The organism is Ensifer sp. R-19, from assembly GCF_049905105.1.
Taxonomy (GTDB): Bacteria; Pseudomonadota; Alphaproteobacteria; order Rhizobiales; family Rhizobiaceae; genus Ensifer.
Window position 1 is genome coordinate 2,360,404 of sequence record NZ_CP184570.1, and the last position, 16,565, is coordinate 2,376,968.

Genomic DNA, 16,565 nt, shown 5'->3' on the forward strand with positions numbered 1-16,565 from the left:
ATGAAGACGACGGTCAGTTCCATGGAAGGTTCGCGCCAGCTCCTGTTCATCAACGGACAGTTCGTGGCGCCGAAGAACGGCAATTACATCGCCAGTTTCGACCCGACGACGGGCGAGTGCTGGTATCATCTTGCCGAAGCGGATGCGGACGATGTCGAGGCCGCCGTGGCCGCTGCCAATGCCGCCTTTCGCGATCCGGCCTGGCGCCGCATGACGCAGACCGATCGCGGTGCGCTGATGCGCCGGCTTGCCGAACTCGTTCGCGCCAACGCCGACACGCTCGCGGAAATCGAGACGCGCGACAATGGCAAGCTGCTGAAGGAAACCAGGGCGCAAATGCGCTCCATGCCCGACAGCTACCACTATTTCGCGGGCATGGCCGACAAATTGCAGGGCGAGACGATCCCGATCAATCGTCTCGATACGCTGAACTTCAATTTGCGCGAACCCTTGGGCGTCGTCGGCATGATCACGCCGTGGAATTCGCCGCTGATGCTTCTGACCGGCACGCTGGCGCCTTGCCTCGCAATCGGCAATACGGTCGTCATCAAGCCTTCGGAGCATGCGACCGCCACGACGCTGGCGCTTGCGGAGCTGATCCACGAGGCGGGCTTTCCCGCCGGCGTCGTCAATGTCGTGACCGGTACCGGCCAGAGTGCCGGCGAGGCGCTGACACGTCATCCCGGAATTGCGAAATACGTCTTCACCGGCAGCACGGCCACGGGCCGGCGCATCGCCGGCAACGCCGCTGAGAACCTTGTCCCTTGCTCGATGGAGCTCGGCGGCAAGTCGCCTCATGTCGTTTTTGGCGATGTCGATATCGAACATGCGGTCAACGGCGTCGTCTCCGGTGTCTTTGCTGCCGCTGGCCAGACCTGTGTCGCAGGCTCGCGCTGTTTTGTGGAAGCGCGCATCTACGATCGCTTCATTGAGGCGCTCGTCGCGAGGACAGAACGCATCCGCGTCGGCCTCCCGACGGCCGACGACACCGACATCGGTCCGCTCGCGCTCGCTGATCAGCTTTCAAAAGTCGAATCCTACGTGGCCTCCGGCATCAAGGAAGGGGCGCGCATCGCCGCCGGCGGCCGGCGGCCGCAGCGGCAAGGGCTTTCGTCGGGGGGCTGGTACTTCGAACCGACCGTGATGGTCGACGCCGAAAACGACATGACCTTCATGCGCGACGAACTCTTCGGCCCGGTGGTCGGCGTCATGCCATTTCGCGACGAGGAAGAGATGATCCGGCTCGCCAACGACACGCGCTATGGCCTGGCCTCCGGCATCTGGACCAAGGACATCGATCGGGCGCTGCGGTTCGCCAACCGGATCGACGCCGGGACCGTATGGATCAACACCTACCGCTCCGCCTCTTTCATGTCCGCCAACGGTGGCTTCAAGGAAAGCGGCTACGGCCGGCGCGGCGGCTTCGAGGTCATGCACGAGTTCTCGCGATTGAAGAACGTCATCGTCGACTACTCCGGCGCGATGCAGGACCCCTTCGTCATCCGCCTGAAATGACAGCAAAAGCACGGGCACAGGAAAGGCAGAAAACATGAAGTTCGCAGTCTCCCTCACGATGGAACGCTTCTCCCCCGATATTCCGATGGAGCAGGTGAAGAGCAACTTGCTGCAACTCGCGCGGCTTGCCGACGAAGGCGGCTTCGAAACGCTGTGGACTGCCGAGCACCACACGCTGGAATGCACGATCTCCCCCAATCCGTTTCAGACATTGGTCTGGCTTGCCCAGCACACGGATCGCATCCGGCTCGGCACCTCCACCCTGGTCGCGCCCTATTGGAACCCGATCCGGCTCGCCGGCGAGTCGGCACTCTGCGATCACCTGACCAACGGGCGCCTGGAATTCGGCATCGCCCGCGGCTCCTACCAGTACGAGTTCGACCGCATGGCGGGCGGCATGCCGCAGCAGGAGGGTGTCGCCTACATGAAGGAGATCGTGCCGGCCGTGAAGAAGCTCTGGTCCGGCGACTATGCCCATGAGGGGCAATACTGGAATTTCCCGATCACGGCGGCCGTGCCGAAGCCGCTGCAGCAGCCTCATCCGCCGATCTGGGTGGCGGCGCGCGACCCCGGCACTTTCGACTGGGCGATCGCGAACGGCGCCAGCATCCAGTCGACACCGCTCTCCGCTCCGGAGGCCGAGATCCACGTGCTTTCCGAGAAGTTTCATAAGGCCGTTGCCGATCATCCCGAAGTACGGCGTCCGCGCTTCATGATGCAGCGCCGCACCTGCGTCTATGACCGGCCGGATGGCTGGGAGCGCGCCGTCAAACACAGCATGGATTACGGCCGCGCCTTCGAAAACCTCATGCAGAACATCGGAACCGTGAGCGAGGGGTTCCCCGAGGCTGTGCCCTATGAGGCGGTCAAGGGCAAAGACAACTACAACCCGGAAAACATCCGCAAGAACCTGATGTTCGGCACGCCGGACGAAGCGATCGAGAAGCTGCTGGTCTATGAGGCCGCCGGCGTGGACCAGTACTGCCTGGGCCTGACCTTCAATCTGCCGTTCGAGCTGCAGAAGCGGACGCTGGAATTGTTCGTCAGCGAAATCATGCCCTTCTTCGCCGCCCGTGAGACGGAACAGAAGCGCGTTGCGGTGGGTGGCTGACGATGGCAGGGGCTCAGCGCCATACGATTGGAGAGGTGACGCTCAACTACCGCATCGAGGGTGACGGCGAGCCGCTCGTCTGCATCCACGGCGTCGGCTCCTATCTCGAGGCATGGTCGGGCGTGGTAGAACGCCTGAAGGAACGGTTTACGATCCTGACATTCGACCTTCGCGGGCATGGCCGGTCCAGCCGGGTCAAGGGCCGGTACGAGATCGATGACTTCGTCAACGAGACGCTGGCTCTCGCCGATGCGGCGGGTTTCCCCACATTCCATCTCGCAGGCTTTTCGCTGGGCGGGTTGATCGCCCAGCGTCTCGCCCTGACCCATCTTGGCCGTCTGCGCCGGCTGGCACTTTTGTCAACCGTCGCCGGCCGCACACCGGCCGAGCGTGAGCGGGTTCTCGATCGCCTGGCCGCACTCAGGGCCGGTACGCCTGCCGATCATCACAATGCCTCACTGTCGCGCTGGCTGACGGAAGACTTCCAGGCGCGCCACCCGGACGTGGTCGAAAGGCTAAGGGCGCGGGACGCCGAAAATGATCCGGAATGCTATGCGGCCGCCTATCGCGTGTTGGCGGAAACGGACTTCGGCGGTTTTCTCGACCAGATCCGCTGCCCGACGCTGATCGCCACCGGCGAGGACGACGCCGGCTCCAACCCACGTATGGCGCGCTACATGCATGAGCGCATTCCCGGTTCACAGCTCCGCATCCTGCCGAGCCTGCGTCATTCCATCCTCATCGAGGCGCCGGACATTGTTGCATCGCTGATGGGCGAGTTTCTGAGCCAGGGGGAGACGGTTGATGGATGAGGCGCTGCAGGCAAGGGGAGAGGCTGTTCGGCGCAGAGTGCTCGGCGACGACTATGTCGATCGCGCGGTCGGTAGCAGCGATGCCTTCTCGCGTCCGTTCCAGGATCTGTTGAACGAATATTGCTGGGGCACCGTCTGGACGGACGAGGGCCTCGATCTGAAGAGCCGCAGCCTGCTCAACCTCGGAATGCTCGCGGCGCTCAACCGAATGCATGAGTTCGGCATCCATTTTCGTGGGGCGATCCGCAACGGTCTAACCGATGACGAGCTTCGCGCGGCACTCGTCCAGATCGCGATCTACTGCGGCATTCCCGCCGGCGTCGAAGCCTTCCGCGTTGCGCGGAGCGTCCGCGACGAGATGGCCCAGAAAGGGGAGCGCTGACTTCCACGGTTTCTAGGAAAGGGCAGCTCCGCGCTACCCCGTATCGCCGGAAGACGGAAGGCCGGCTGAGACCTCAAGATCAACCCGATGGCAGGAAGAGGACCCTGTCAAAAACAGAACGACAAAAGGGAACGACAGCATGAACACATTCGCAAAACTCACCGCGGCCGCATCGCTCGCCCTGTCGCTCGCGACCTTTCCGGCGCACGCCGGTGCCGTGCTCGACCACGTGCTCGATGCAAAGACGCTGAAGGTCGCGACCGACGCCAACTGGGCGCCGCAATCCTTCATGAACGAGAAGAACGAGATGGACGGCTTCGACGTCGATGTCGCCAAGGAAATTGCAAAGCGGCTGGGTGTCGGCGTCGAGTTCGTCACGCCCGGTTGGGACATCATCACCGCCGGCAACTGGCAGGGACGCTGGGACATGCATGTCGGCTCGATGACGCCGACCAAGGAACGCGCCAAGGTCTTCGATTTCCCGGCGGTTTACTACTACACCCCGGCCGCCGTAGCCGTTCACAAGGACAGCCCTGCGGTCGGTTTGATCGATCTGGACGGCAAGGTTGTCGGCGCCACGGCGACGTCGACCTTCGAAGCTTACGCCAAACAGGATCTGACACTCGATGCTGCCGGCGCCCCTGCCTTCGAATACGCGTTCAAGCCGAAGGAAGTGAAATCCTACGCCAACTCGACGACAGCCTTCGACGACCTGCGCCTCGGTGACGGTGTTCGCCTCGACGCGGTCGTGTCGTCGCTGCCCAGCATTCGCGACGCGATCAAGGCCGGTTATCCGATCAAGCAGGTTGGCGACCCTGTCTTTTACGAGCCGCTCGCTGTCGCCATCGAATACGGTGACAAGGAACTGAGCGCCAAGATCGCCGAAGTGATCAAGGCGATGCAGGGCGACGGTACGCTGAGCAAGCTCTCGGAGAAATGGTACGGCGTCGACTACACCATCGTGAAGTAAGGCACCCCATATCTGGCGGTCCGGGAGACCGGACCGCCCTTTGTCCAAAGGGACCAAAGATGCTTTATCCGGATACTGTTGAGTCCGAAATACTCGTCCACAAGCCGTGGTTCGTGGCTAGCATTTTCGCCACCGTTCTCATTGCCTTCACGGCCTTCGGCCTGACCGGCACAACGATGGGCGAACTGATGCGCCCGGTGATCGGCGAACCGCTCGAAAGTGGGTTCTATGGCCGTTTTGCGACCGCATTCGTCGTGGCAGTGCTCTTCTGCCTCAACATCGTCCTGATCGGTTTTGCGAGCCTCAGGGTCCAGATCGCCGTCGTCTGGCTGGAGTTGCTCGCGCTGTTCCTCGCCTTCTTCCAGACCTTCAATCTCAGCCTGCCATTTATCGAGGAGAAGTTGCCGTTTCTCATCACGCAGGGGCTGGTGACGACGGTCTATGTTTCAGCGATCTCGATTGTGATTGCATCGGCGATCGCCATCCTGGGCGCTGTGGCCAAGCTCTCGAGCAACGGCTTTGCCTATGCGATTGCCAGCTTCTACACGTCCTTCTTTCGCGGCCTGCCGCTCTTGATGCAGGTTTATCTGATCTATCTCGGCCTGCCGCAACTCGGCTTCATCATCGATGCGGTGCCGGCCGGCATTCTGGCACTTTCGCTCTGCTACGGCGCATACATGACGGAGATCTTCCGCTCCGGCATCCAGAGCATCGATCGCGGCCAGTGGGAGGCATCACGCTCCATCGGTTTCGGCTTCGGGCTGACGATGCGCAAGGTCATTCTGCCACAGGCGCTGCCGGTCATCATCCCGCCGACTGGCAACCAGTTCATCTCGATGTTGAAGGATAGCTCGCTGGTCTCCGTCATCGGTGTCTGGGAACTGATGTTTCTCGCCCGCACATTGGGCCAGAAGACCTTCCAGCACATGGAAATGCTCATATCCGCCGCCATGCTCTACTGGACCCTGTCCATCGCTCTCGAGTTGATCCAGTCCCGCATCGAACGTCACTATGCCAGGAGCAAGGTCAGATGAGTGCTGAGACCATCATCGACGCCAGGAACGTTTCCAAATGGTACGGCGCCTTCCAGGTGCTGACGGATATCAACCTGACGGTCCGCAAAGGGGAGCGCATCGTCATTTGCGGCCCGTCCGGCTCCGGCAAGTCCACGTTGATCCGTTGTTTCAACCGCCTGGAGGCGCACCAGGAAGGCGAGATCGTCGTCAACGGCATCAACCTGCATGCCAAGATGCGCAATGTCTCGGACGTGCGGCGCAATGTTGGAATGGTGTTCCAGCATTTCAATCTGTTTCCGCACATGACCGTGCTGATGAACTGCATGGTCGGGCCGATGTGGATCAACGGCGTATCGGAAGCAGAGGCGCGGGCGAGAGCGCTCACATTCCTGGAGCGGGTACGAATTCCGGAACAGGCCAACAAGTTCCCCATCCAGCTTTCTGGCGGTCAACAGCAGCGCGTCGCGATCGCGCGCTCGCTCTGTATGCAGCCGGCAGTGATGCTGTTTGACGAACCGACATCCGCGCTCGATCCGGAGATGGTGTCCGAGGTTCTGGACACCATGACGAGCCTGGCGAAGGACGGCATGACGATGGTCTGCGTCACGCACGAGATGGGGTTTGCGCGGGCGGTCGCCGACCGTGTGATCTTCATGAATTCCGGACAGATAGTTGAGGAAGCAAACCCGGACGAGTTTTTCACCAATCCCAGGCACGAGCGGACGAAACTGTTCCTCAGCCAGATACTGAAGCACTAGCGCAGTCCCGTCGTCCTCAGGCTGCAAGATCGGCTTGGGGTCGCCTGGAGCACGGAAGACTCGATCGCATCGAGAGGCGACATCATCGACATTGTCCGGTCGCTGGCGCGGCCGGTTAGAGGAGGATGTACGCCACCGGCTGTTGGTTCCAGCGGCGCCGTGCCGACCTGTTGCCGGATGCTGTAGCGCTAAACCCGATCGCTCGCCGCCGTGATTGACACGATACGCCGCGTCGACGTTGAATAAGGCGAGGGCGGTTCGGTGATTTGCGAATTCGGCCATCTGGTTACTTCGAAGCGGGCGGGCGGAAAGCGGGAGGACAGCAGTGTCGTATATGGATGATTTGGACGTCGCCGATGCGGCTTTGTTGATCATGCACTATCAGGCCGACGTCTTTTCGATCCTGGCAAGCGATGTTCCAACGGATCTGCTCGATCGCACCAATTCACTGATTGCGCGGTGGCGTGACACGGAGAACCCGACGATCTTCGCGAATTTCGCGATCGACTATAGGTCGCCCTGTGAAAACAATATGTTGATCAGCAACATCATGAAGACAGGTTACTTTCGTGACCCGGCGCCCGTAACTGGGCTCGATGTAGCCGAAAGCGACTGGCGATACGCATGTCCGCGCGCCAACGTGTTTCATGGCACGACTTTGCACCAAGACCTGCAGGCAAAAGGCATCAAGACGTTGGTCATGGCTGGGATAGCGACCAGCGGCGTCCTTTTTTCCAGCGTCGGGTGGTCAAGCGATGCAGATTATAAAATCTACATCGTCCGTGACTGCTGTTTTGATCCCGACACAGTTGCGCACGACGCACTTTTCCGGACGAGCTTCGCCACACGGGCCACCATTGTTTAGATCGCTGCTGATTTCGCCTTCGCCCGATCAGCTTCTAATGCAAACGATGTCCATGCTTGGCGTGATTCCCGCCTCGTAGGCCGAGGATGCGTGGGCGTTCGGGACCGGTTCGATGGGCGAGACCTCGGAATTATCTCACGGCCGTCTCTATCTTGGCTATCCCTTCCAGCGTTCGATGGACTGGGCATTTGTCGGCGATTTCGGCGATTTTGGCGCGAACCTCATCCGAGATCTCGCTGTCGACCGATATGACCCGCTCGAACCGGTCGATTTTTCCGCCATCGGCGCGTTCGGATGCAGCGCATTCTTCGCAATCCCTCGCGTGGATCTTGGAATGCGAGACTTCCACCTTGATGCGCCCCAGCGCCAGCTTCTTGTGGTCGGCGTAAAGACGCAGCGTCATCGAGGTGCAAGCAGCGAGTCCGATCGAGAGGAAGTCATAGGGCGATGGACCGGAATCCAGCCCGCCCGCACTTTGTGGTTCGTCGGCAAAAAGGCGGTGGCTACCGGCCTGGACCGAGTTCTGAAATTTGCCTTCCCCCGTTTCCATCACGCGAACCTGTTCCATCGGTCTCGTGCCCTGTGGCGGGTCAGCCACGAGATAGCGGCCCAGCCATTCCGCAATGATCCGGGCGGCGAAGGCGGCGTCGGCAGGATCGGTTAGCAGATGGTCGGCCTTGTCCAGGGAGACAAAGCTCTTGGGGTGTTTTGCCGCGTGGAAGATGTCGCTCGCATTCTCGATACCGACCGTTTGATCCAACGGGGCATGAAGAATGAGAAGGGGTTTCTTCAGCGTCGCGACAGCATTAAGGACGCGATGCGCGCGGGCGTCTTCGACGAATTGTTTTCTGATCAGGAACTTGCGCCCAGCAAGATCGACCTCGGCGGCGCCGCGATCCTCGATGTCCTTGAGGCTCGTCCCGAAATTCTTCAGGACATGGCCGACATCGGCCGGCGCCCCGATCGTCGCCACCGAGCGGACCTCTGGAATGTCTCTGGCGACGGCGAGAACTGCGGCACCGCCGAGGGAATGGCCGATCAGCAGTGATGGTGCCTCGAAGTGTCGGCGCAGATAGTCTGCAGCCGAAAGCAGGTCGGCAATGTTGGAGGAGAAATTGGTTGAGGCGAATTCACCTTCGCTCGATCCCAAGCCGGTAAAATCAAAGCGGAGGACCGCGATCCCTTCACGCGCAAGTTCGGCCGCAATGTGGCGCGCCGCTGCTAGATCCTTGGAGCAGGTGAAGCAGTGGACGAAAATAGCGTAGGCCCGCACGGGACCGTTGGGAAGATCGAGACGAGCGCCAAGGGTTGCGCCGGAATGGCCCGAAAATTCAATTCGTTGAGTGTTGAAATTCATGGCGATGCTCCTTTGAGGAGAACAAGCATGTGGCAGAGGTCTTCAGTGGCATCGCACGCGATGCCACTTTGCCGGACTTGTTCCGACGGTCTGGCTGAATGCCCTGGTAAAATGAGCCTGGTGGACCCCAGCGCCTCTGGCGCCGGCTGATGATCTTCGCGCCATCGAAGGCTGACCCGAAAGGGGCTATGGAGTTGGAATGCTGCGGTTCTTCATAGCGCCCAGCCATGATCCTGCCTCCCACGTCTCGATAACCAGGACGAGCCTGCGTTCATATCTTATTGACGCCAAATCAGGAGCTTAGGTCAAGAAGGCGAGCTTGAGGGCGTATCAATGAAGCCGTGCCCGCTATATGCATGGGAATGCGGGCAGTGGTGAGTGGGCTTGTTCAGGATGGGATCAAGATGGACGACAACAACATCATCAAGTTTGAACGACCGAAGCCAAAGAAGGAGGCCAAGCCGGTCAGTGCAACGCAGCGAAAGGCGTTGATTTGGCTGGCGCTGGTAGCTGCGTTGATCGGGGTGTGGTCATACTACCAGTTTGTCGCGCCGCCGAGCTTGCCTGGGCACTAGGTCCAAAGACCACAGAATTGCCGGCCGTTGTCCGGATGCGCCAACTTCGGACCCGCTTTTGCCGTTGGCCGGGGTCGGTGGAAATGCCGTGCAAATTTAGCCAACAGGTTGCTCAGACGCACGCACGAAATCGGGCGACTAGCAGCAGTCGTGACGGGGATCGGGCTGGTCCGGGGGGCTGTCTAATCGTGGAAGTGCTTAGGGGGCTGCCGGATGTGGCTTCCCATTGCCCCGACGGCATATGGGTGACAGTAAAGCCTCAACTTCAAGGGAGCGGTTCAATACCTTGACGATCTCCTGGACGATCGAGCGAGCGTTAGAACAGCCGGCTCGCCCTGGCGCGCGCCTAGCGTTTTCTCGCCGTCCCCGTCGGTCGGCGCGCGACCGCTCTTTCCCTTTCGCTTTTTGATCGTTCGGATGGAAACCACTTTTGACGTTGCCTGACCGTTCACGGGCCGATTTGTCTTTGACTCCGGCGATGCCTGGATTAGCGTTATTTTCCCGATCGACCTGCGCTCTACGGCGCACTGCTTCCGGCGCTTTCGCTTGAGAGGAACGCGGACAGGGAAGACCTAAGGGCTCCTCAAGAGCATCGGCCAGTCGAACATCGACATCGATACCGCCCGCTATGTCACCAACGATTTCATCGCCGAGGCGAATGATTTCGACAAGGCGAAGGTCCATGCCGATGCTGACAGCTACCGACTGCCGGAAGATCTGGCGGCGATCGACATGGCGGAGGTAGAGGCGAGTTTCTACCGGAACGCGATCAACTGACGGATGCGCTCGCCGCAAGAAGGGTGCAGCCTGACTGCACCGCGAAGGCAGGCGAGGGACGACATCACCGGCCTTGCCCGGCCGCTGGCGCGGCCGGGCAAGGGGGGAGGCAAGGAAGTCAAAGGCTCTGGAGACGCATGTCTTCTACGGCGGGCGATCGCATATGTTGCGGCGAGCGAGCGTGCCTGCCAAGCCCGTCAATCGGCAGGTGGCAGCGGACAAAGCCGCTTCCGGTTTCCTGAATGGGTGGCCGCGTGTCCGCGCAGAGGCTGCCGGGCTGCCGCGGACAACGCCCGGCAAAAGGACAGCCGATCCCCGGAGTTGCCTTTAGCGTGGGCGTAGCCGGGGGCCGGGAGACGTGCCCATCCTTCCGAAGGCTTGGTGCGGCTTCCAGCAGCATTTCGGTGTAAGGATGCAGCGGCGCGGTGAGCAGCGAGGCCGTTTCGCTCATCTGCATGAGTTCGCCGTGATAAAGCACGGCCACCCGATCTGCCAGTTGCTGCACGACGGCCAGGTCATGCGAAATGAAAAGCATGGCGACGTCGTGCTTCTCCTTGAGCGAACGCAGAAGCTCGACAATTCGGGCCTGGACGGACACGTCGAGTGCAGACAGGATTTCGTCGCAGATCAGCAGCTTCGGGTTGACGAGCAGCGCACGGGCAATCGCGATGCGCTGGCGCTCGCCGCCCGAAAGCTGGTCGGGAATGCGATCGAGATAGCCGGCGTGAAGACCGACGCTTTCCAGCACCGTTTCAAGCGTCTTTCCGTCAGCCGGGATGCCGAAATGCTTCAAGGGACGCTCAAGGATCGACCGAATGCTGGACCGGGGATTGAGCGAGGCGTCGGGATTCTGGAAGATATACTGGATCTGTCGCAAGTGCTCGGCCGAGCGACCATCCAGCGCCGGAGAGAGAGGACCGTCCTCAAGAGTGATCGCTCCCGAGCGCGGTGGCAGCCGCCCGCTGATCGCCCGGGCGATCGTCGATTTGCCACTGCCGGACTCGCCCACGAGCGCGACGACTTCACCGGCGCGGAGTTCCAGGTCGATGTCGCGCACCACCGAGTGGGTCGTGCGGCCGAGAAATTTGTCGACGATGCTTGGCCTTTGATAGGAAAGCGAAAGGTCGGCGACCGAGAGAAGGCGCTCCGACCTGGCCGCTGTCCGGCCGTGCGGACCGGCCACGACGGCCGGCAGTTGCTGCGTCGCGGCGTCCCGCCAGCGCATGCAGGCAACCGATCGCGCATCGGCGATCAGTTCGAGGGCTTGAGGTGTCGTGCGGCAGGCGGTCGTTGCGAAATCGCAGCGGGGCTCGAACTTGCAGCCGGTCGACATCTGATCGCGCCGGAGTACGCCGCGCAGTCCGCGCGTCTGTCGATCGGTGCCGTCCATCGTGGGGATCGATGCAATCAGCCCGCGGGAATAGGGATGAGCGGGTGCTGAAAGAAGCTTGTCGCTGGCGGCGACTTCGACGAGTTGGCCGGCATACATGACGCCGACGCGGTCGGCGATCTGGGCGAGCAGAGCGAGGTCATGGGTGACGTAGAGCATCGCCATGCCGATGCGGGCCCTGAGATCGGAAAGAAGCTGGATGATCTGGCGCTGGGTAGTGACGTCCAGGCCGGTCGTCGGCTCGTCGAGGACCAGAAGATCGGGATTGCAAGCGACGGCCATGGCGATCGTCACCCGCTGCTGCTGGCCGCCGGAGAGTTCGTGCGGATAGCGGTGACCGACATCCGGCAGCCCAACGAGCGCAAAGAGCTCGACGATGCGTCGTTCCATCGTCGTGTCATCGGGCAGGGCCTTGTGCGTTGCGATCATCTCGCGGATCTGCGGACCGACCCGCATGCCGGGACTGAGCGATGTCGTCGGGTTCTGTGGCACGAGCGCTATGCGGTTACCACGCAGGCGCGTCAGCGATGCCGGGCCAAGTTTCAGAAGATCGACGCCGTCAAACAGCACCTCGCCGGTCTGAACGAAGCTGTTTATCGTGCCGTAGCCGAGCAATCGGTAGGCAACCGTCGACTTGCCGCAGCCGGATTCCCCGACGAGCCCGAAGGCTTCGCCGCGGGCGATCTCGAAGGACACGTCTTGCACGACGTTTGTCCAGCCGGAAGGTCCGGCATAGGCGATGTTGAGGTTGCGAACTTCGATGAGCTTTTTCATGTTTCACGCTCCCGCGACGGACCGCTGGCCAAGCATGCGCGACAGGCCGTCGGTAAAGAGGTTGAAGCCGATGACGAGTGAGGCGAGGCCGAGGCCCGGCCCGAAAACCGTCACGGGAGAAGCGATCAGGAGGTTGCGGTTTTCGCTGATCATCAGCCCCCATTCAGGCGTCGGCGGGCGGATGCCGAAGCCGAGAAAGCCCAGCGCCCCGATGAGGATCGGCGCATAGCTGAGGCGAAGCGAGAACTCGACGAGCAGCACGTTCGCGGCATTGAGAAGGATTTCACGGAAGACGATCGACCAAGTGCCTTCGCCGCGCAGCTCCGCCACGGCGACATATTCACGCGTGGCGATCTCCATGGCCGCTGCGCGGGCGATGCGCGCAATGCGCGGCGCATAGACGAGGGCGACGACGAAGACGATGAGCACCGGTTCTCCGGCGAGCGCCGGGCCTGCCGCAATGATCATGACGAGCGCGAGCGCCAGGAAGGGTATGCTGATCATCGCCTCGACGATGCGCTGGGTGATCTCGTCGAACCAGCCGCCGATATAGCCAGACAAAAGGCCGAGCGTCGTTCCGGCCACCATGCCCAGTACCGTGCCGGCGAAGGACAGCAGCAGCACGATATGCGCGCCATACATGAAACGGCTGAAGACATCGCGGCCGATTTGGTCGAGCCCCATCGGATGCTGGAGGGACGCACCGGAAAGCGGGAGGCCTGCTCCCATCTCAGCAAAGCCATAGGGCGTCCAGAAGGCGCCCGCGATTGCAAAGAGCACGTGGGCGATGAGGATGATCGCGCCGACCCTGAAGGGACCGGGTGTGGTTTGCCAAAACCCCTTGTCGAGCCAGGCGAACCGGCTGGGCAGGCTGGATGTCGTCATGGTCATCGGCTTGTCCTCAGGCGGGGTTGAAGCAGGACGGCCAGGACGTCCGCTACCAGGTTGGCGGCGACATAGACGGCCGCGCTGATCATCACCGTCGCCTTAATGAGGGGAATGTCGCGCAATTGAAGCGCGTCGATCAGCAGGGTGCCGAAACCGGGATAGGAGAACACCCGCTCGACGATGACGACGCCGCCGATCAGGAAGCCGAGGTTCAGCGCCGTGACATTGAGCGCGGGCACGATGGCGTTCGGAAGCGCGTGGCGAAAGAGCACGGCGCGGGGGCGAAGTCCCTTCAGCTCCGCGAGACGCACATAGTCGGAGCGCAGCACTTCGATCAGGCTGTCGCGCAGCACGCGGATGGCATAGACGGCCATCATGATCGCGAGCGTCACGGCGGGCAGAACCATGGCACGCAACGTCTCCTGCCAGGTGCTGGTCTCGGAGATCGTCGCAAGCGCCGGCAGGATCGGCACGGCGACGGCAAACAGGAAGAGCAGCATCGTTGCCAGCAGAAAGTCGGGCAGCGACAGCAAGAGCAGGGTGATCATGGAGATGACATTGTCGACGGCCTTGCCGCGGTTGACCGCCTGGATGATTGCCGGAACGAGTGCCAACACCAGGTAGATTGCAAAGGCGAGGAGCGAGAGAAGCAGGGTGTTGAGAATGCGGGGCGCGAGTACGTCGGCGATCGGCCGGCCCGTTGCGATCGACACCCCGAGATCGCCACGCAGGAAGTCGCCGATCCATTGGAAGTAGCGCACGAGTGCGGGCTGGTTGAGGTGGAGCTGGCTGCGTAGTACTTCCAGCGCCTTGGCGGTTGCGTCTCGTCCAAGGATACGGGTGGCAACGTCGCCCGGAAGGGCCTCGAGGATCAGGAAGATCAGGATCGAGACCAGAAGCAGGGTGAGGGCCGAAAACAGGATCCGGCTGAAAAGCAGGCGAGCTACACTCATTTTGGGTTTGCTCCGACTGAGACCAAAGCCGCCTTCGCGGTCAGCGGATCGGGAATGAAGGCCGCATCCGTCTCAAGATCGCCTTCCCAAATGTAGAGAAGCACCAGGGGCTTGTCGGCCGAGAGCGTTGCATGCGGCACCCATGGTGCGTGATGGATGATTTCGTCGTTGCCGCGCATGTCCCAGTCGGCGTCCCCTGCCCGCCAGAATGAGGGGCCAGTGACCGTGTAGTACAGTTCATCTGCGGGATGGTGGTGGAGCGGATAGTGGGTTTCCGGCCCCAGGAACATCAGCCCGAACGCGATGTCCGGATCCTGGATCAAGGCCGGCACGCCATTGTCGGGTCCGCAAATCACGCCGTATCCGTAGTTCTCACCGAAATCGCTACTTGGCGGATTGGCCAGATAGCTCTTGCTGCGGGTGATATGGATGGCAGGCAGTAGGGCGCCGAGCGCCCGGGCCAGCTCCGATGTCTCGCGATAAGCAGCAAGTTCGTTTTCGCAAGCCACCTGGATTGGCACGCGCCCCTCCGGTACGGGGGCAACCGGCGGCAGGCGACCGGCAATCCGGCGCAGCCTGGCGGCATGGGAGCGCGATACGGCTCGCGGATCGCGATCCAGCGCATCGGCAAAGCAGTTTACAAAGGTCTTCAGAGCGGAAATCGTCATGCAGCTATCCTCTTCCGCGGGACTGGTCGTCCCGTGGATGGGTTGTGTTCAGAGGTGGGAGGGCGGCTCTAGAGCGCCGTGCGTTCAGCTGAACGCACGAAGGACGCTCTAGTACTTTGATTCCAGAGCATCTTTCCGCCTCAAGTGATTCCACTTGAGAGCGGGATGCTCTAGTCGCCGCAGGTCAGTTCCGCATAGTCGATGCGGTTCACATCGACATTCGGCCGGTAGCCCGAGCAGCCTTTGCGCAAGCCCGCCACGACCGAGGTGAAGACCGGCAGGATCATGCCGCCTTCATCGGCGACGATGCGTTGGGCGTCGCGATAGAGCTTATTGCGCTCCGCTTCGTCCGCCGTCTGGCCGGCCTTGACAACGAGCGCATCGAAATCGTCTCGCTTCCAGTGCGTCTCGTTCCATTCGGACTTGCTGTTCAGTGAGAGCGTCAGGGCTTCCGCCGGCGGCCGGGCGCTGGTGTAGGAGATGACCGCCGGCTTCTTCAGCCAGACCGTATCCCAGTATCCTTCGGCCGGTGACGTGATGACATTGACGCGGATGCCGGCTTCCGCGGCCATCTGGGCATAGACCTGCGCCAGCAGCATCATGCCCGGGTAGGAATCCGACGTGTAGAGATCGAAGTCGATACCGTCAGGGTGGCCGGCTTCGGAGAGCAGGGCCTTGGCCTTCTCGACATTCGCCGCCTTTGCAGGCACACCGAGGCCGAGCGGCGACGACAGCGGGATCGGCGTATCTCCGCCAACCTCGCCATAGCCGAGCAGTACGGTATCGAGGATCTTCTGCCGGTCCATCACCAGCCGCAGAGCTTCGCGCACCTTGACGTCGTCGAAGGGCGGCGTGTCGGTCCAGACGGCGAGGTAAAGCGAGGTTGCGCCAGGTGTTGCAACGAGCTCGACCGCGGGATTGTCCTTGAGCGTAATCAGGCTCGGGGGATCCACAGTCAGGGAAAGGTCGACGGTGCCGGAAAGAAGTGCGGAAAGCCGTGAGGTGGATTCGAGGCTGGTGGTGATCTCCAGGCACTCTGCCTTCGGCAGGCCGGTACGCCAATAGTTCGGATTGCGCCGCATCACGCGGACCGCGCCATTGATGGTGAAGGTCTCTTGCAGGAAGGGGCCGGTGCCGTTGCCTTTGGTGCGTAGATCCTCGGACTTGGCGCCATCCGGAACCATCAATGCATATTTGGTTGCGATCAACATCGGCAGTTCGACGACCGGCTCCTTCACCTTGAAGAGCACGGTGTGATCGCCGACCGCCGTGATGCCGTTCGCATCGAGGAAAGCGAGGGTCGAAAAGCCGCCGGGCGAGATCGCCGGATCAAGCAGGCGGCGATAGGAATAGACAACATCCTTGGCATCGAAGTCGGAACCGTCGTGGAACTTTACGCCTTTGCGCAGGTGAAACGTCCATTCTGTGGCATCGGCATTGGACTGCCAGGATTCGGCCAGCACAGGCACGGGCTGCATCGTGTTGCTGCGATCGACAAGCGGTTCGTAGACCGAACGGATGTGGTAGACGCTGTCGGTGCCGATGAGGGCCGCCGGGTCCATCGTCTGTTTCTCGCCGTCGGATTCATAACCGAGCACGCGCACGCAAGCCTGCTGAGCGGATGCGGCGGTTGCGAAAAGCGAACAGCCGGCCATGGCCACGGCAAGCGCCGTGGTTTTCATAAGATCCCGTTTCATTTCGGTTCCCCATTTTTGGATTATTTAGGGAGTATGAAAATGGGGACGGCTGGTTGC

16 protein-coding genes are annotated in these 16,565 nt (G+C 61.5%); 9 read left to right on the top strand and 7 right to left on the bottom strand.

The window, feature by feature from the left end; genetic code table 11:
• The 8 genes from ACN9MO_RS30175 to ACN9MO_RS30210 all read left to right on the top strand — a co-directional run bounded on the left by ACN9MO_RS30175 (position 1) and on the right by ACN9MO_RS30210 (position 7,429).
• Positions 1-1,515 carry an aldehyde dehydrogenase gene (locus tag ACN9MO_RS30175; RefSeq protein ID WP_425987378.1) on the top strand — a complete coding sequence of 505 codons (1,515 nt, stop codon included), beginning with the start codon at positions 1-3 and terminating at the stop codon, positions 1,513-1,515.
• 34 nt (positions 1,516-1,549) lie between these two features.
• Entirely contained in the window at positions 1,550-2,626 is a 1,077-nt protein-coding gene (locus tag ACN9MO_RS30180; protein WP_112994888.1) for an LLM class flavin-dependent oxidoreductase, read from the top strand.
• A 2-nt stretch (positions 2,627-2,628) separates the two neighbouring features.
• On the top strand, positions 2,629-3,438 hold the full coding sequence (locus tag ACN9MO_RS30185) for an alpha/beta fold hydrolase (protein ID WP_057249876.1): 810 nt from the start codon (positions 2,629-2,631) through the stop codon (positions 3,436-3,438).
• On the top strand, positions 3,431-3,820 hold the full coding sequence (locus ACN9MO_RS30190; protein ID WP_057249874.1) for a carboxymuconolactone decarboxylase family protein: 390 nt from the start codon (positions 3,431-3,433) through the stop codon (positions 3,818-3,820). The genes ACN9MO_RS30185 and ACN9MO_RS30190 overlap by 8 nt, the downstream gene beginning before the upstream one ends.
• A 139-nt stretch (positions 3,821-3,959) precedes the next feature.
• Positions 3,960-4,790 carry a transporter substrate-binding domain-containing protein gene (locus ACN9MO_RS30195; protein ID WP_057249872.1) on the top strand — a complete coding sequence of 277 codons (831 nt, stop codon included), beginning with the start codon at positions 3,960-3,962 and terminating at the stop codon, positions 4,788-4,790.
• Positions 4,791-4,849: 59 nt separating this feature from the next.
• Positions 4,850-5,824 carry an amino acid ABC transporter permease gene (locus ACN9MO_RS30200; protein WP_057249870.1) on the top strand — a complete coding sequence of 325 codons (975 nt, stop codon included), beginning with the start codon at positions 4,850-4,852 and terminating at the stop codon, positions 5,822-5,824.
• The gene (locus ACN9MO_RS30205; protein ID WP_057249868.1) at positions 5,821-6,564 is read left to right on the top strand and encodes an amino acid ABC transporter ATP-binding protein; all 744 of its coding nucleotides are present in this window, start codon (positions 5,821-5,823) and stop codon (positions 6,562-6,564) included. Before ACN9MO_RS30200 ends, ACN9MO_RS30205 begins: the two co-directional genes overlap by 4 nt.
• A gap of 334 nt (positions 6,565-6,898) precedes the next feature.
• Positions 6,899-7,429, top strand: coding sequence for an isochorismatase family protein (locus ACN9MO_RS30210; protein WP_057249866.1), 531 nt, complete (start codon positions 6,899-6,901; stop codon positions 7,427-7,429).
• A gap of 130 nt (positions 7,430-7,559) precedes the next feature.
• Here ACN9MO_RS30210 and ACN9MO_RS30215 read toward each other — a convergent pair whose 3' ends face one another.
• Positions 7,560-8,786: a bifunctional alpha/beta hydrolase/OsmC family protein gene (locus tag ACN9MO_RS30215; RefSeq protein ID WP_057249864.1), complete on the bottom strand. Its 1,227-nt coding sequence runs from the start codon at positions 8,784-8,786 to the stop codon at positions 7,560-7,562.
• A 404-nt stretch (positions 8,787-9,190) separates the two neighbouring features.
• Here ACN9MO_RS30215 and ACN9MO_RS30220 point away from each other — a divergent pair, with 404 nt between their 5' ends.
• Positions 9,191-9,361 (top strand): hypothetical protein, encoded by a 171-nt coding sequence (locus tag ACN9MO_RS30220; RefSeq protein ID WP_218374199.1) that lies wholly within the window; start codon positions 9,191-9,193, stop codon positions 9,359-9,361.
• A gap of 198 nt (positions 9,362-9,559) precedes the next feature.
• Here the strand turns inward: ACN9MO_RS30220 and ACN9MO_RS30225 are convergent, their stop codons facing one another.
• From ACN9MO_RS30225 to ACN9MO_RS30250, 6 genes are all read right to left on the bottom strand, one after another.
• The gene (locus tag ACN9MO_RS30225) at positions 9,560-10,045 is read right to left on the bottom strand and encodes a hypothetical protein (protein WP_162771034.1); all 486 of its coding nucleotides are present in this window, start codon (positions 10,043-10,045) and stop codon (positions 9,560-9,562) included.
• A gap of 211 nt (positions 10,046-10,256) precedes the next feature.
• Entirely contained in the window at positions 10,257-12,302 is a 2,046-nt protein-coding gene (locus ACN9MO_RS30230) for an ABC transporter ATP-binding protein (protein ID WP_112994886.1), read from the bottom strand.
• Positions 12,303-12,305: 3 nt separating this feature from the next.
• Complete coding sequence (locus ACN9MO_RS30235) at positions 12,306-13,193, bottom strand: ABC transporter permease (RefSeq protein ID WP_057249859.1); 888 nt, start codon at positions 13,191-13,193, stop codon at positions 12,306-12,308.
• Entirely contained in the window at positions 13,190-14,143 is a 954-nt protein-coding gene (locus ACN9MO_RS30240) for an ABC transporter permease (protein ID WP_112994885.1), read from the bottom strand. The genes ACN9MO_RS30235 and ACN9MO_RS30240 overlap by 4 nt, the downstream gene beginning before the upstream one ends.
• Positions 14,140-14,811: a dimethylsulfonioproprionate lyase family protein gene (locus tag ACN9MO_RS30245; protein ID WP_057249855.1), complete on the bottom strand. Its 672-nt coding sequence runs from the start codon at positions 14,809-14,811 to the stop codon at positions 14,140-14,142. The genes ACN9MO_RS30240 and ACN9MO_RS30245 overlap by 4 nt, the downstream gene beginning before the upstream one ends.
• Positions 14,812-14,981: 170 nt before the next feature.
• Positions 14,982-16,508 carry an ABC transporter substrate-binding protein gene (locus ACN9MO_RS30250; RefSeq protein WP_057249854.1) on the bottom strand — a complete coding sequence of 509 codons (1,527 nt, stop codon included), beginning with the start codon at positions 16,506-16,508 and terminating at the stop codon, positions 14,982-14,984.
• Positions 16,509-16,565 lie beyond the last annotated feature (57 nt).

What these genes read in the sequence shown, in the direction of transcription:
- ACN9MO_RS30175 (WP_425987378.1), top strand. Translation starts at nt 1, where the DNA reads ATGAAGACGACGGTCAGTTCCATGGAAGGTTCGCGCCAGCTCCTGTTC.
- ACN9MO_RS30180 (WP_112994888.1), top strand. Translation starts at nt 1,550, where the DNA reads ATGAAGTTCGCAGTCTCCCTCACGATGGAACGCTTCTCCCCCGATATT.
- ACN9MO_RS30185 (WP_057249876.1), top strand. Translation starts at nt 2,629, where the DNA reads ATGGCAGGGGCTCAGCGCCATACGATTGGAGAGGTGACGCTCAACTAC.
- ACN9MO_RS30190 (WP_057249874.1), top strand. Translation starts at nt 3,431, where the DNA reads ATGGATGAGGCGCTGCAGGCAAGGGGAGAGGCTGTTCGGCGCAGAGTG.
- ACN9MO_RS30195 (WP_057249872.1), top strand. Translation starts at nt 3,960, where the DNA reads ATGAACACATTCGCAAAACTCACCGCGGCCGCATCGCTCGCCCTGTCG.
- ACN9MO_RS30200 (WP_057249870.1), top strand. Translation starts at nt 4,850, where the DNA reads ATGCTTTATCCGGATACTGTTGAGTCCGAAATACTCGTCCACAAGCCG.
- ACN9MO_RS30205 (WP_057249868.1), top strand. Translation starts at nt 5,821, where the DNA reads ATGAGTGCTGAGACCATCATCGACGCCAGGAACGTTTCCAAATGGTAC.
- ACN9MO_RS30210 (WP_057249866.1), top strand. Translation starts at nt 6,899, where the DNA reads ATGGATGATTTGGACGTCGCCGATGCGGCTTTGTTGATCATGCACTAT.
- ACN9MO_RS30215 (WP_057249864.1), bottom strand. Translation starts at nt 8,786, where the DNA reads ATGAATTTCAACACTCAACGAATTGAATTTTCGGGCCATTCCGGCGCA.
- ACN9MO_RS30220 (WP_218374199.1), top strand. Translation starts at nt 9,191, where the DNA reads ATGGACGACAACAACATCATCAAGTTTGAACGACCGAAGCCAAAGAAG.
- ACN9MO_RS30225 (WP_162771034.1), bottom strand. Translation starts at nt 10,045, where the DNA reads ATGGACCTTCGCCTTGTCGAAATCATTCGCCTCGGCGATGAAATCGTT.
- ACN9MO_RS30230 (WP_112994886.1), bottom strand. Translation starts at nt 12,302, where the DNA reads ATGAAAAAGCTCATCGAAGTTCGCAACCTCAACATCGCCTATGCCGGA.
- ACN9MO_RS30235 (WP_057249859.1), bottom strand. Translation starts at nt 13,193, where the DNA reads ATGACCATGACGACATCCAGCCTGCCCAGCCGGTTCGCCTGGCTCGAC.
- ACN9MO_RS30240 (WP_112994885.1), bottom strand. Translation starts at nt 14,143, where the DNA reads ATGAGTGTAGCTCGCCTGCTTTTCAGCCGGATCCTGTTTTCGGCCCTC.
- ACN9MO_RS30245 (WP_057249855.1), bottom strand. Translation starts at nt 14,811, where the DNA reads ATGACGATTTCCGCTCTGAAGACCTTTGTAAACTGCTTTGCCGATGCG.
- ACN9MO_RS30250 (WP_057249854.1), bottom strand. Translation starts at nt 16,508, where the DNA reads ATGAAACGGGATCTTATGAAAACCACGGCGCTTGCCGTGGCCATGGCC.